The 13705-nt window shown below is 71.9% G+C and carries 9 protein-coding genes; 8 read left to right on the plus strand and 1 reads right to left on the minus strand.

Annotated features, from left to right (window positions below; translation table 11 throughout):
• The first annotated feature begins 10 nt into the window (after window positions 1–10).
• Window positions 11–3193 carry an efflux RND transporter permease subunit gene (locus tag QTI51_RS36465; RefSeq protein ID WP_116913541.1) on the plus strand — a complete coding sequence of 1061 codons (3183 nt, stop codon included), beginning with the start codon at window positions 11–13 and terminating at the stop codon, window positions 3191–3193.
• Window positions 3190–4701, plus strand: a complete 1512-nt coding sequence (locus QTI51_RS36470) for an efflux transporter outer membrane subunit (protein ID WP_286518072.1) — start codon at window positions 3190–3192, stop codon at window positions 4699–4701. The genes QTI51_RS36465 and QTI51_RS36470 overlap by 4 nt, the downstream gene beginning before the upstream one ends.
• Window positions 4702–4746: 45 nt before the next feature.
• Here QTI51_RS36470 and QTI51_RS36475 read toward each other — a convergent pair whose 3' ends face one another.
• Window positions 4747–5238, minus strand: coding sequence for a hypothetical protein (locus tag QTI51_RS36475; RefSeq protein WP_116913543.1), 492 nt, complete (start codon window positions 5236–5238; stop codon window positions 4747–4749).
• A 280-nt stretch (window positions 5239–5518) separates the two neighbouring features.
• Between QTI51_RS36475 and QTI51_RS36480 the strand changes: the two genes are divergently transcribed.
• The 6 genes from QTI51_RS36480 to QTI51_RS36505 all read left to right on the plus strand — a co-directional run bounded on the left by QTI51_RS36480 (window position 5519) and on the right by QTI51_RS36505 (window position 13638).
• Entirely contained in the window at window positions 5519–7084 is a 1566-nt protein-coding gene (locus QTI51_RS36480) for a class I adenylate-forming enzyme family protein (RefSeq protein WP_116913544.1), read from the plus strand.
• Window positions 7085–7121: 37 nt separating this feature from the next.
• On the plus strand, window positions 7122–8594 hold the full coding sequence (locus QTI51_RS36485) for a sensor histidine kinase (RefSeq protein ID WP_116913545.1): 1473 nt from the start codon (window positions 7122–7124) through the stop codon (window positions 8592–8594).
• Complete coding sequence (locus QTI51_RS36490; RefSeq protein ID WP_116913546.1) at window positions 8579–9994, plus strand: sigma-54-dependent transcriptional regulator; 1416 nt, start codon at window positions 8579–8581, stop codon at window positions 9992–9994. The genes QTI51_RS36485 and QTI51_RS36490 overlap by 16 nt, the downstream gene beginning before the upstream one ends.
• Before the next feature lie 173 nt (window positions 9995–10167).
• The gene (locus QTI51_RS36495) at window positions 10168–11064 is read left to right on the plus strand and encodes a CBS domain-containing protein (RefSeq protein ID WP_116913547.1); all 897 of its coding nucleotides are present in this window, start codon (window positions 10168–10170) and stop codon (window positions 11062–11064) included.
• 34 nt (window positions 11065–11098) lie between these two features.
• Complete coding sequence (locus QTI51_RS36500) at window positions 11099–12460, plus strand: MFS transporter (protein WP_116913548.1); 1362 nt, start codon at window positions 11099–11101, stop codon at window positions 12458–12460.
• Window positions 12457–13638 carry an SLC13 family permease gene (locus QTI51_RS36505; RefSeq protein ID WP_286518073.1) on the plus strand — a complete coding sequence of 394 codons (1182 nt, stop codon included), beginning with the start codon at window positions 12457–12459 and terminating at the stop codon, window positions 13636–13638. Before QTI51_RS36500 ends, QTI51_RS36505 begins: the two co-directional genes overlap by 4 nt.
• Window positions 13639–13705 lie beyond the last annotated feature (67 nt).

Genomic DNA, 13705 nt, shown 5'->3' on the forward strand with positions numbered 1-13705 from the left:
CCCCACGCACATGGCACGCTTCTTCATCGACCGGCCCATCTTCGCGTGGGTCATCGCCATCGTCATCATGCTGGCGGGGGCGCTGTCCATCGGCACGCTGCCGCTGGAGCAATACCCCGACATCGCGCCCACCAAGGTCTCCATCAACGCCACCTACCCGGGCGCGTCGGCCAAGACCATCGAAGACTCGGTCACCCAGGTCATCGAGCAGAAGATGAAAGGGCTCGACCGGCTGACCTCGATGTCCTCGAGCAGCACCTCCTCGGGCACCGCGCGCATCGAGCTCACCTTCGAGGCCGGCACCAACGCCGACGTGGCGCAGATGCAGGTGCAGAACAAGCTGCAGCAGGCCATGTCGCAGCTGCCGCAGTCGGTGCAGAGCCAGGGCGTGACGGTCACCAAGTCGGGCACCGACTTTTTGATGATCGTCTCGCTCACCTCGCAGGACGGCAGCGCCTCGGCCACCGACATCGGCGACTACATCTCCAGCAGCCTGCTCGACGTGGTGAGCCGCATCGACGGCGTGGGCGACGTGCAGGCGCTGGGCTCGGGCTATGCCATGCGCATCTGGCTCGACCCGTCGAAGCTGCAGAAGTACGCGCTGATGCCGTCTGACGTGACCAGCGCGCTCACCAGCCAGAACACCGAGGTGTCGGCCGGCCAGCTCGGCGCGCTGCCCGCCACCGCGGGCCAGCGGCTCACGGCCACCATCACCGCGCGCAGCAAGCTGCGCACGGCCGACCAGTTCCGCGAGGTGATCGTCAAGTCGGACAGCGCGGGCTCGGTGGTGCGCCTGGGCGACGTGGCGCGCATCGAGCTGGGCAGCGAGAGCTACACCATCAACACCCGCTTCGACGGCAAGGCCTCCGCCGGCATGGGCGTGAAGCTGGCCACCGGCGCCAACGCGCTCACGGTGTCCAACGCGGTGAAGGCCAAGCTCGCCGAGCTGGAGCCCTTCTTTCCGAACCGGATGACGGCCGTGGTCGGCTACGACACCACGCCCTTCGTGCGAATTTCCATCGAGGAGGTGGCCAAGACGCTGGTCGAGGCGATGGTGCTGGTGGTGCTCATCATGTACCTCTTCCTGCAGAACCTGCGCGCCACGCTGGTGCCCGCCATCGCGGTGCCCGTGGTGCTGCTGGGCACCTTCGGCGTGCTGGCGCTGCTGGGCTACTCGATCAACACGCTCACCATGTTCGGCATGGTGCTGGCCATCGGCCTGCTGGTGGACGACGCCATCGTGGTGGTGGAGAACGTGGAGCGGCTCATGGCCGAGGAAGGGCTCTCGCCCAAGGAGGCCACGCGCAGGTCGATGCGCGAGATCACCGGCGCGCTGGTGGGCATTGCGCTGGTGCTGTCGGCGGTGTTCATTCCCATGGCCTTCTTCGGTGGTTCCACGGGCGTGATCTACCGGCAGTTCTCGGTGACCATCGTGGCGGCGATGCTGCTGTCGGTGGTGGTGGCGCTCACGCTGTCGCCGGCGCTGTGCGCCACCTTGCTCAAGCCGCCCGCCGAGGGTGGACATTCACCGCGCTCGGGCCTGTCGGGACGCTTCTTCGGCTGGTTCAACCGCAGCTTCGATCGCAACGCCGAGCGCTACCGCTCGGGCGTGGGCGGCCTGCTGCGCCGCGGCAAGCGCAGCCTGCTGGTGTACGCGCTGCTGGCGGGCGTGATGGCGCTGACCTTCATGCGCCTGCCCACCTCCTTCCTGCCCGACGAAGACCAGGGCACGCTCATGACGCAGGTGAAGCTGCCCGCCAGCGCCACCGACGAGCAACTGCAGCAGACCATGAAAAGCTTCGAGGCCTACCTGGCCGCGCAGAAGGAGGTCAGCCACTTCATCACCCTCAGCGGGCTGAGCGGCGACCAGGCCACGGGCAACGCCTTCATCACGCTGAAAGACTGGAGCGAGCGTGGCGGCAAGGGGCAGGACGCCGCCTCGCTGGCGCGCCGCTTCACGCAGGAGATGTCGGCGCGCGCGGGCAACGCCAGCGTGTTCGTCATGCTGCCGCCGGCGGTGCGCGGCCTGGGCTCCAACGCGGGCTTCGATGTGCAGCTGCAAGACCTGGGCGGCATCGGCCACGACGCGCTGGTGAAGGCCCGCGAGCAGTTCCTGGCGCTCGCGCGCAAGGACCCGGCGCTCAGCCAGGTGCGCAGCAACAACCTGGACGACACGCCGCAGTTCGCCATCGACATCGACGACCGAAAGGCGGCCGCGCTGAGCCTCTCCACGGCCGACATCAACGACACGCTCTCCAGCGCCATGGGCGGCAGCTACGTGAACGACTTCGTGAACAACGGCCGTGTGAAGAAGGTCTACGTGCAGGCCGACGCGCCCTTTCGCATGCAGCCCGACAGCGTGGACAGCTGGTACGTGCGCAACGCCAGCAGCGAGATGGTGCCGTTCTCGGCCTTCGCGAGCAGCCGCTGGACCTATGGTTCGCCGCAGCTGTCGCGCTACAACGGCATGTCGTCGTTCGAGCTCATCGGCGACCCGGCCGCGGGCGTGAGCTCGGGCGCGGCCATGGCGGCGGTGGAGCGCATCATGAAGCAGCTGCCGCAGGGCATCGGCTACGAATGGGCGGGCAGCTCCTACCAGGAGCGGCTGTCGGGCTCGCAGGCGCCGCTGCTGTACGCGGTGTCGATCCTGTTCGTGTTCCTGTGCCTGGCCGCGCTGTACGAAAGCTGGTCGGTGCCGTTCTCGGTGATCTTGGTGGTGCCGCTGGGCGTGCTGGGCGCGGTGCTGGCGACGAAGTTCGCGGGGCTGTCGAACGACGTGTACTTCCAGGTGGGGCTGCTGGCCACGGTGGGGCTGTCGGCGAAGAACGCGATCCTGATCGTGGAGTTCGCCAAGCAGCTGCAGGACGAGGGCATGGCCCTGGTCGACGCCACGCTGCAGGCCGTGCGCCTGCGGCTGCGGCCCATCCTCATGACCTCGCTGGCCTTCATGTTCGGCGTGCTGCCGCTGGCGCTGAGCACCGGCGCGGGCTCGGGCAGCCGGCGCGCCATCGGCGTGGGCGTGCTGGGCGGCGTGGCGAGCGCCACGGCGCTGGGCATCTTCTTCGTGCCGCTGTTCTTCGTCGTCATCCGGCGCTTCTTCGCGCCGAAGGGCCAAACGCCGTTCCAACCCGGCTCCACTGCGGCGCAGATGCCGCCCTCACTCCGCGAAGCCCCCGAGGCGGGAACACCATGACCCTTGTGCACCTTCGACTTTGTGCGCCGGCCGCCGCCGCGCTCGCGCTGCTGGCCGGCTGCGTCAACCTCGCGCCCGTCTACTCGCGGCCGGACGCGCCGGTCGCCTCGGCCTGGCCCACTCCGGCGGCCACCAAGGCCGACGCGGCCACGCCCCTCGCCAGCCTCGCCGGCTGGCAAGACTTCATCACCGACGCGCGGCTGCGCCGCACCGTCGCGCTGGCGCTGGCCAACAACCGCGACCTGCGCGTGGCGGTGCAGAACATCGAGAAGGCGCGCGCGCAGTACGGCGTGCAGCGCGCCGAGCTGTTCCCCAGCATCGCGGCCACGGCCGGCGCCACGCGCCAGCGCACCTCGGCCGCCGCGAGCAGCAGCGGCACCTCGGCCATCGGCACGCAGTACAGCGCGGCGCTGGGCTTCAGCAGCTACGAGCTCGACCTGTTCGGGCGCGTGCGCAACCTGAACGAGGCGGCGCTGCAGAGCTACCTGTCGACCGAGGCCACGCGCCGCGGCACGCAGATCAGCCTGGTGGCGGAGGTGGCCTCGGCCTGGCTCACGCTGGCAGCCGACCACGCGCGGCTGCAGCTCGCGCAGGACACGCTGGCCAGCCAGCAGCGCTCCTACGCGCTCACCGGGCGCATGCACGCGCTGGGCGCCAGCTCGGCGCTGACGCTCGCGCAGGCGCAGACCACCGTGGACTCGGCGCGCGTGGACGTGGCCAGCTACACCGCGCAGGTGGCGCTGGACCGCAACGCGCTCGACCTGCTGGCCGGCGCCACGGTGCCCGACGACATGCTGCCCACCCCCGGCACCCCCGACACCCGCGGCGCCCCGGACACTCCAGCCGCCCCATCGGCCGCCACGCCGGCCAGCGCCCTGGTGGACGTGCCCGCCGGCCTGCCCTCGGCGCTGCTGCAGCAGCGGCCCGACGTGCTGGCCGCCGAGCACACGCTGCAGGGCGCCAATGCCGACATCGGCGCCGCGCGCGCGGCTTTCTTCCCGAGCATTTCGCTGACGGCGAGCGCGGGCGCGTCGAGCACGGCGCTGTCGGGCCTGTTCAAGGGCGGCAGCGACGCGTGGAGCTTCGCGCCCTCGCTCAGCCTGCCGATCTTCAACGCGGGCAGCAACCGAGCCAGCCTGGACGCGGCCAAGGCGCAGCGCGAGATCGAGCTCGCCACCTACGAGAAGACCGTGCAGACCGCGTTCCGCGAAGTGGCCGACGCGCTGGCCACGCGCGCCTCGCTGGGCGAGCAGCTGGCGGCGCAGCAGTCGCTGGTGGACGCCACGCAGAAGAGCTACACGCTGTCGAACGCGCTGTACCGCAACGGCAGCTACAGCTACCTGGAGGTGCTGGACGCGCAGCGCTCGCTGTACACGGCGCAGCAGACGCTGATCGGCCTGCGCCTGTCGGAGCAGAGCAACCGCATCACGCTCTACAAGGTGATGGGCGGCGGCGGCAACACCGCGAACGAGCAGACGCAGGCCGAGACCACGGCCTCGGCCCGCTGAACCGGACGCCGGGTGCCAGATGTCCGGCGCCCTATGCCCGGAACGTCAGCCTCGCGTGGCGTTCTCTTTCATCTTGGCCAACGCGATGGCGATGGCCGCGCCGCCCAGCGTCTTGATCAGCCCCGAGTGCTGCGCATAGAACTGGCTCACCTGGTCGATCACGCCGGCATGCTGCTGCTCGGCGTGCGCGGCAATCTCGGTGACCTGCGCGGGCGAGAGCTGCGAGGCCTGGTCGGGCGTGACCTGCGTCTGCCCCGGCTGCAGCAGGCGCCCGAGCACGCCACCGGCCAGCGCCGAGGCGGCCGCCGGGCCGAGCGTGGCCAGGATCTGGTTGAGCACGCCGGCCTGCTGCGTCGGCGTCGACTGGCCGAACAGCTTGCCCACGGTGTCGCCGAAAGGCGGCGTCTGGTCGGAGCGCATGGCCGCGGCGAGCCCCGCGCCGAGCTCGTCGGTGGAGGCGTGCTGCGCGACCTGGTCGATGTGGGCGTCGGCGTCGTGGTTGCCGATGGCCTGCTGGAGGATGTCGAGTAGCCCCATGGGAAAGCTCCTGGTTGGAATCGAGGTGCCGCGGGTGCACGTTGGCCTGCGGCGCGTGCGTTGCCCGTGTGTTGCCCGTGCATTGCCCGTACGTTAGCCGTCGTCGCAGCAAAAAGCGGCCACGATGCAAGCGGCTGCGCGCGGCCATGGTGGCGCCGCCTGGCTGAGCGGCAACTGACGCGTCGCCAAGGCGCTGGCCGAAAAACATGGCTCCGCTATCCTGCCGGCTGGCCAAGATGGAAGGACCGACTCTCTCATGCACCCCGTTTTTCAAGCCGCGATGGAACGCGAATTCGGCGCCATTGCCGACCTGGTTCGCCTCCACGCCCAACACACGCCCGAGCGCCCCGCCCTGGCCGACGCGCAGCACACGCTGGACTACCGCGCGCTCGACGCGCTGATGGACCGCATCGCCGCCAGCCTGCAGCGCGACGGCCTGCAACCCGGCGACGCCATTGCCGTGTGCGCGGCCTCGTCGGTGAACTACGCGGCCGTGTTCCTGGGCGCGCTGCGCGCGGGCGTGGCCGTGGCACCGCTGGCGCCCGGCTCCACGCCCGCCAGCCTGGCGCGCATGATGTCCGACGCCGACGCGCGCCTCCTGTTCAGCGACGCCTCGGCCGCCGAGGTCATCGGCCCCGCGGTGCCGGGCGGCATCGGCCGCATCGCGCTCGACGGCTCGCAGGTGGGCGCCGCGTTCGAGGCGTGGCTGGCACCGGCCGGCGCCCGGCCGGCACCAGTGGAGGCGCAGCCCGCGTGGCCCTTCAACATCATCTATTCGTCGGGCACCACCGGCGAGCCCAAGGGCATCGTGCAGGGCCACGGCATGCGCTGGGCCCATGTGCAGCGCGGCGCCAAGTACGAGTACGACAGCAGCACCGTCACGCTGCTGTCGACGCCGCTCTACTCCAACACCACGCTGGTGGTGTTCTTCCCGACCATCGCCTTCGGCGGCTGCGTGGTGCTGATGCCCAAGTTCGACGCGCTGGGCTACCTGCAGCTGGCGGTGAAGCACGGCGTGACGCACACCATGCTCGTGCCGGTGCAGTACCAGCGGCTGATGGCGCACCCGCGCTTCGGCGAACACGACCTGTCGAGCTACAGGTTCAAGTTCAGCACCAGCGCGCCCTTCAACGCGGCGCTGAAGGCCGACGTGCTCAGGCGCTGGCCGGGCGGGCTCATCGAGTTCTACGGCATGACCGAGGGCGGCGGCACCTGCATCCTGGAGGCGCACCTGCACCCGACCAAGCTGCACACCGTGGGCCAGGCCGCGCCGGGCAGCGACATCCGCCTGATCGACGAGGCGGGCAACGAGCTGCCGCGCGACCAGCTCGACGCCAACGGAGAGGTGGCGGGACATCCCGCCGGTGAGGTGGTGGGCCACTCCGCCGGCATGATGACCGGCTACCACCGCCAGCCCGAGAAGACGCGCGAGGCCGAGTGGTTCGACGCCACGGGCAAGCGCTTCATCCGCACGGGCGACGTGGGCCGCTTCGACGCCGACGGCTTCCTCACGCTGTTCGACCGCAAGAAGGACATGATCATCAGCGGCGGCTTCAACATCTACCCGAGCGACCTCGAGGCCGTGCTGCGCGGCCATGCCGCGGTGGCCGACGTGGCGGTGGTCGGCGTGCCTTCCGAGCAATGGGGCGAAACGCCGGTGGCCTTCGTGGTGCGCAAGGACGGCGACGCCACCACCGAGCAGGCGCTGTTGCAGTGGACCAACGACCAGCTCGGCAAGACCCAGCGCCTGGCGCGGCTGCGCTTCATCGACGAGCTGCCGCGCAGCGCCATCGGCAAGGTGCTCAAGCGCGAACTGCGCGAACTTCGCGAACGCGACCCCGGCTGACGCGCCGCGGCCCGAACACCGGGCACGATCGCGGCAGATGAAATCCCTGCGCGGTCAGTTGCTGTTCTTCTGGGTGCTGCTGTTCGGCATGTGCGCCGCGCTGGCGGTGGTGATGCTCACGCTGTACCGCAGCAGCGCCGGCGCGCAGGTGGCCGCCGGGCGCGGCGCCACCGAGCAGTCGTGCCGGGCCATCGCGGCGCGCTATGCCAAGTCGGCCGGGCCGCCCGCCCCCGCGAAGCCGCAGGTCGACCTGCTGCAGGTGCTGCTGCAGCTGGTGCTGATCGAGACGCCGCACGTGGAAGGCGGCGTGTGGCAGGCCGCCGGCGGGCAGCTGGCCTACGCCTACCCCACCTACGAAGGCAGCGGCGTGAAGCGCGACGTGCCCGCGGCCGAGCAGCCGCTGATCGTGGAAATGGCGCAGCTCGCCGCGCGCACGCAGCAGCCGCAGACCGACGTGGTGCGCGGCAGCCGCGAGGCGCTCATCGTCTCGGCCTGCCCGCTGGCCGCCCCGGGCAACGACCTGGCCGCCTGGACCATGACCCGCACCAACGGCGGCGCGCTGGCCGCGCAGGACAGCCTGCGCACCGGCCTGGGCGTGTTGCTGCTGCTGGTGCTGGCCTCGGGCCTGTGGCTGGGCTTCATCCTGCTGCGCGGGCTGCGCCATGTGCAGCGGCTGGAAAACCGGCTGGTCCGCGCCGAGGCCGAGGCCGCCGCCGACGGCGGCGCCATGCCCGAGCTGCCGCGCACCGGCGTGCGCGAGCTGGACCGCATCGTCGACGGCTTCAACCGCTACCGGCTGCGCTTCGAAGAGGCGCGCGCCCACCTGCGCGCGGCCGCCCAGCAGCGCAGCCGCGACCAGCGCCTGGCCGCGCTGGGCCGCATGACGGGCGGCATCGCGCATGAAATTCGCAACCCCATCGCCACCATGCGGTTGAAGGCCGAGAACGCGCTGGCCGCCACGCCCGAGCGGCAGGGCGCGGCGCTGCAGGCCATCGTCGGGCAGATCGACCGGCTCGACGGCCTGGTGCAGAGCCTGCTGGCGCTGGTGCAGCCGGTGACGCTGGCGCCGGTGGAGGTGGTGCTGCACCGCTGGCTCGACGAGCGCGTGGCCGCCGTGGCGCCCAAGGCCGACGCCGCCGGCGTGCAGGTCACGCTGCGCCACGACGCGCCCGCCAACGCCGTGTTCGACCCGGTGCACCTGGCGCGCGCGGTCGACAACCTGCTGGACAACGCGGTGCGCCATGCGCCGCGCGGCGGGCACGTGGTGCTGGCGGCTTTGCTTGCGCAGCCGAACCTGCTGGCGATTCGCGTGGACGACGACGGCGCCGGCGTGCCCGCGTCGCTGCAGGCCAGCCTGTTCGAGCCCTTCGCCACGGGCCGCGCCGACGGCACCGGGCTGGGCCTGGCGCTGGCGCGCGAGGTGGCGCTGGCGCACAGCGGCGAGCTGCGCCACGTGCCGCTGGAGGCGGGCACCCGCTTCGAACTGGAGCTGCCATGGCACATCTGCTGATCGTCGACGACGACGACGCGTTTCGCGACACCCTGGCCGAGACGCTGCAGGCCCTGGGCCACGGCACGGTGGCCGTCGCCAGCGGCGCCGAGGCCCTGAAGGCCGTGGAAGCAGTGGGAATGGCCACACGCGGGCGCTTCGACGCGGTGTTCCTCGACCACCGCATGCCCGGCATGGACGGGCTGCAGACGCTGGCGGCGCTGCAGGCGCGCGTGGTGCGGCTGCCGCCGGTGATCGTGCTCACCGCGTTCTCCAGCGCGGGCAACACCATCGAGGCGATGCGCCTGGGCGCCTTCGACCACCTGGCCAAGCCGATCAGCCGCGAGGCGGTGCGCGAGGTGCTGGAACGCGCGCTGCAGCAACGCACGGCGCACGGGCCGTCGGCTGCCTCGGCCGATGCCGCTGAAGAAGACGGCGGCGAGCTGATCGGCCCCAGCCACGCGATGCGCGAGGTGCACAAGCGCATCGGCCTGGCCGCGGCCAATGCGATGCCGGTGCTGGTGCTGGGCGAAACAGGCACCGGCAAGGAAATGGTGGCGCGCGCCCTGCACCGGCATTCGGCGCGCGCCGAGCGCCCTTTCGTGGCCGTCAACTGCTCGGCCATTCCGAAGGAGCTGCTCGAAAGCGAGCTCTTCGGCCACGTGCGCGGCGCCTTCACCGGCGCCACCGGCGAGCGGCCCGGGTGCTTTCGCGCGGCCGACGGCGGCGTGCTGCTGCTTGACGAGATCGGCGACATGGCGCTGGACGTGCAGGCCAAGATACTGCGCGCCCTGCAGGAAGGCGAAGTCACGCCGCTGGGCAGCCACCGCACGGTGAAGGTCGACGTGCGCGTGGTCGCGGCCACGCACCGCGACCTGGCCGCCGCCGTGCGCGAGGGGCGTTTTCGCGAAGACCTGCTGTACCGGCTAGACGTGCTGTCGATCCGGCTGCCGCCGCTGCGCGAACGGCTGGCCGACATCATTCCGCTGGCGGAGCACTTCCTGCGGCGCGCGGCCGGGGCCGATGCTGCCGCGCCACCGAAGGCGCTGTCGGCCGAGGCGGCGCAGGGGCTGCTGAGCCATGCGTGGCCGGGCAACGTGCGCGAACTGCGCAACGTGATGGAACGCTGCCAGGCGCTGGTGCGGCACCGGGTGATCGGCGGGGCGGACCTGGCCACGGCCCTTGGAACGACGCTGCGGGCTGGGTCCCGCGTGGACACGAGCGGTGCGGGCGGTGCGGACGAAAGGCTGCCCGCCGCATGGCTCGACGGCGAACTGCCCGCCGCCGTCGAAAAGCTGGAGCGCCTGCTGATCGCCCACGCGCTCGCGCAAACACAGGGCAACCGCGCCGAGACGGCGCGCCGCCTGGGCATTCACCGCCAGCTGCTGTACCGCAAGCTGGCGCAGTACGGGCTCGACTGAGCTGAGCCGCAGGGCGCCTGGCCGGCGCGGGTGTCCGTAAACCGGACACCCGGTGTACGGAAATCATCCGTAGCTCGCGGGCCAATCGCGCGCAAGTCGTTGATTTCAAAGGATTCAGGGGCTGGCACGTTGTGTGAGTTGTCTTTGGGCATACACCCTTCAAGGAGCCGCCCATGACACCCCGCATCACCTTCATTGCCGCCGCCTGCCTGCTGGCCGGCAGCGCCGCCTTCGCCCAGATGCCGCCGCCGCCCGCCAGCGGGCCCGTGCCACCGGCGCCGCTCGGTGCCACACCACCCGTGCCGCCCGTGCCTCCCATGGCTCCCGCCGCCGCGCCCGACGCCGGCACGGTCGCCACCGGCCGCGTGCAGCAATGGCTCATCAACCCCAACGGCGACGCCGACGGGCTGCTGCTGGCCGACGGCACGCAGGTCGCGTTTCCGCCGCACCTGTCGACGGCGGTGATGCAGGTGCTCAAGCCCGGCGACACCGTGCAGGTGAGCGGCTGGCGCGCACCCGGCGTGCCGGTGGTGCGCATGCAGTCGCTCAGCGCCAACGGGCGCAGCGTGGCCGACCAGCCGCCCGCCCCCGGCATGGCCCCACCCACCCCGCCCATCGCTTCCACCCCTCCCACCTCGCGCGCCCTGCGCGAGCCGGGCGCGCTGAGCGCCATGTCGGCAAGCGGGCGCATCGAGCGGCTGCTGTACACCGACCGCGGCGACGTGCGCGGCGTGCTGCTGGCGGACAAGACCATCGTGCGGTTCCCGCCGCACATCGGCGCCGCGTACGGCGCGCAGCTGCAACCCGGCGCGCAGCTCCATGCGCGCGGCTGGGGCACGCGCGGCGCGCAAGGCGCGGCGCTGGAAGCCACCAGCCTGGGCCCGACCGCGGACACGGTGCGCGAGCTGTTCAGCGGGCCGGGGCTGGTGCCTGGGGCCCGGGGGCCAGCAGGCCGAGGCCCGGGCGTTGCCCGGGGTGCAGGTCCGCGTTCCGCCCGGGATGCAGGCGGCCCCGGCGCCCAGCCGCCCGCCCCGCTGATGGCGCCGCCGGCCCCGGTGCCGGCGTCCTGAGCGTCCTGAGCGTCCCTCCCGAGCGCCCCACGCCATGACCACCGCATTCGCCCCCTTGCCGTCGGCGTCGGAGCCGTCGTCGCCCTCCCCGTCGCGCCGCAGCCTGCGCGCGCTGGACGCCCTGGCCTTCTTCGCGCCCGACATCCAGGGCGGCGTCGGCCCGTTCCTGATCGTGTTCATGGCCGGCACGCTGGCCTGGGACCCGCAGCGCATCGGCACCGTGATGTTCGTCTCGGCGCTGGTGGGGCTGGTGGTGCAGGCGCCGGCCGGCGCGCTGATCGACAGCGTGCCCAACAAGCCCCGCTGGATCGCGGGGGCCATCGCGCTCATCGCGGTGTGCCTGGTGGTCATGGCGAACTGGCCGGGCTACGGCGTGATCCTGGCGGGCCAGTCGCTCGTGGGCGCGGCGGGCACGCTGGTGGCGCCCGCCATCGCGGCCACCAGCCTGGGCATGGTCGGGCGCGCCGGGCTGGACGCGCGCGTGGGCCGCAACGCGGCCATCACCGCGGCGGGCACGGTGCTGTGGGCGCTGGGCACCGGCTGGGTGGGCCAGGCCTTCGGGCCGCACGCGATGTTCTTCTACGCGGTGGCGATGGCGCTGCCGACCGTGGTCGCGGCCATGCTGATCCGCCAGCGCGACGTCGACCCGAAGCTGGCGCGCGGCGCGGACCACGAGGCCGACGATCAAGCCGACCAACAGGCCGATACGCCTTCATCCGAAACGCACACCTCGCGCACCTCGCGCACGTCACGCACCCCGCAGACTTCCGCGCGCTGGTACGACCACCGCCTGGTCGTGCTGCTGGTCTGCGCCTTCCTGTTCCACCTGGCCAACGCCGCCATGCTCACGCTGGTGGCGCAGAAGGTGGGCACGCGCGCCGGCACCTCGGCCACGCTGTGGCTGTCGGGCGGCGTGATCGTCACGCAGCTGGTGACCATTCCCATCGCGCTGGCGGTCGGGCGCTGGGCGCCGCGGCTGCCGCGCAAGCCGATCTTCTTGGCCGGCTTCGCGGTGCTGCCGCTGCGCGGCCTGCTGTACCTGCTGGCCGACAGCCCGGCGGCGCTGCTGTCGCTGCAGGTGCTCGACGGCATCGGCGCGGGCATCTTCGGCGTGATGCTGACGCTGATGATCGGCGACCTCACGCGCGGCAGCGGGCACTTCAACTTCGCGCTGGGCATCGGCGCGGCCTGCGTGGGGCTGGGCGCGGCGCTCAGCAACCTGGTGGCGGGCACGGTGGCGCACCTGGCCGGCTACGGCACGGCCTTCGTGCTGCTCGCGGGCATCGCGGCTTGTGCGCTGACGCTGTTCGCGCTGGCCATGCCGGAAACTCGCGGCCGGCGCGCGCCGATGGCGAACGCGCCGGCCGACCCCGCACTGAACCCCGCCGCTCCATGAACAAAGACACCGCCTCCAGCGCCTCTGCAGCCTTGGCCTCCTCGACATCCGCAGCTTCGGCGGCGCCGGGCCACGACGTCCCCGCCCCGCACGAAGGCGGCGGCAACGGCCTGCTCTGGGTGCTGGTGGCGGTGGCGGTGCTGTTCGCCTTCCTGCGCCCGCGCGCGCCGATGGACTGGCTGAAGCTGGTCGACTGGCAGACGGTGGGCGCGCTGGCCGGGCTGCTGGCCATCACGCAGGGCGTGGAGAAGAGCGGCATGCTGCAGTCGGCCGCGCAGCGCCTGCTGGCGCGCACCACCGACCTGCGCCAGCTGGCGCTGCTGCTCACCGCCACCGCCGCCGTGCTGTCGGCGCTGGTGACCAACGACGTGAGCCTCTTCTTGCTGGTGCCGCTCACGCGCGTGCTGGCCACGCAGGCGCACCTGCCGCTGGCGCGGCTGGTGGTGCTGCAGGCGCTGGCGGTGAACGCGGGCTCGGCGCTCACGCCCATCGGCAATCCACAGAACCTGTACCTGTGGCACCGCACCGGCGAGAGCTTCGGCGGCTTCATGTGGATGATGGCGCCCACGGTGCTGGTCATGCTGTTCTGGCTGTTCGTGGCCGTGTGGCTGCTGGTGCCGCGCACCGCCATCGCGCTGAAGCCCGCGGCCGAGGCGGCGCCGGTGCAGCCGCGGCTGCTGGCGCTGTCGGGCGTGCTGTTCGTGGGCTTCGTGGTCGCGCTCGACCGGCACTGGCTGCTGGCCGGCCTGGCGGTGGTGTTCGTGGCCTACCTGCTGTTCCAGCGCCGGGTGCTGCTGGGCGTCGACTGGGCGCTGCTGGCGATCATCGCGCTGATGTTCGTCGACCTGCGCCAGCTGGCCGAGCTGCCCGCCGTGGCCTCGCTGGTGGGCCAGTGGCCCATCGCGGAAGGCTGGCGTGCGTACCTGGCGGCCATCGTCACCTCGCAGTTCATCAGCAACGTGCCGGCCACCATCCTGCTGGACCGCTACGTGCACGACCTGCCCGCGCTGGCGGCGGGCGTGAGCGTGGGCGGCTTCGGCTGCGTGCTGGGCTCGCTGGCCAACCTCATCGCGCTGCGGCTGGCCAAGGTGCCGCACGGGCTGCGCGAGTTCCACCGCATCGGCATTCCCTTCCTGGTCGTGTGCGCGGCCTCGGCGGCGCTGCTGCGGCTGGGTTGACGCGCGCTTTTCGGCTTCGCAAACCACTTCCTCACTCTTCACTCCCTCACTCTTCACTCTCACAAAG

Origin of the sequence: Variovorax sp. J22G73, assembly GCF_030317035.1 — a bacterium.
Classification (GTDB): domain Bacteria; phylum Pseudomonadota; class Gammaproteobacteria; order Burkholderiales; family Burkholderiaceae_C; genus Variovorax.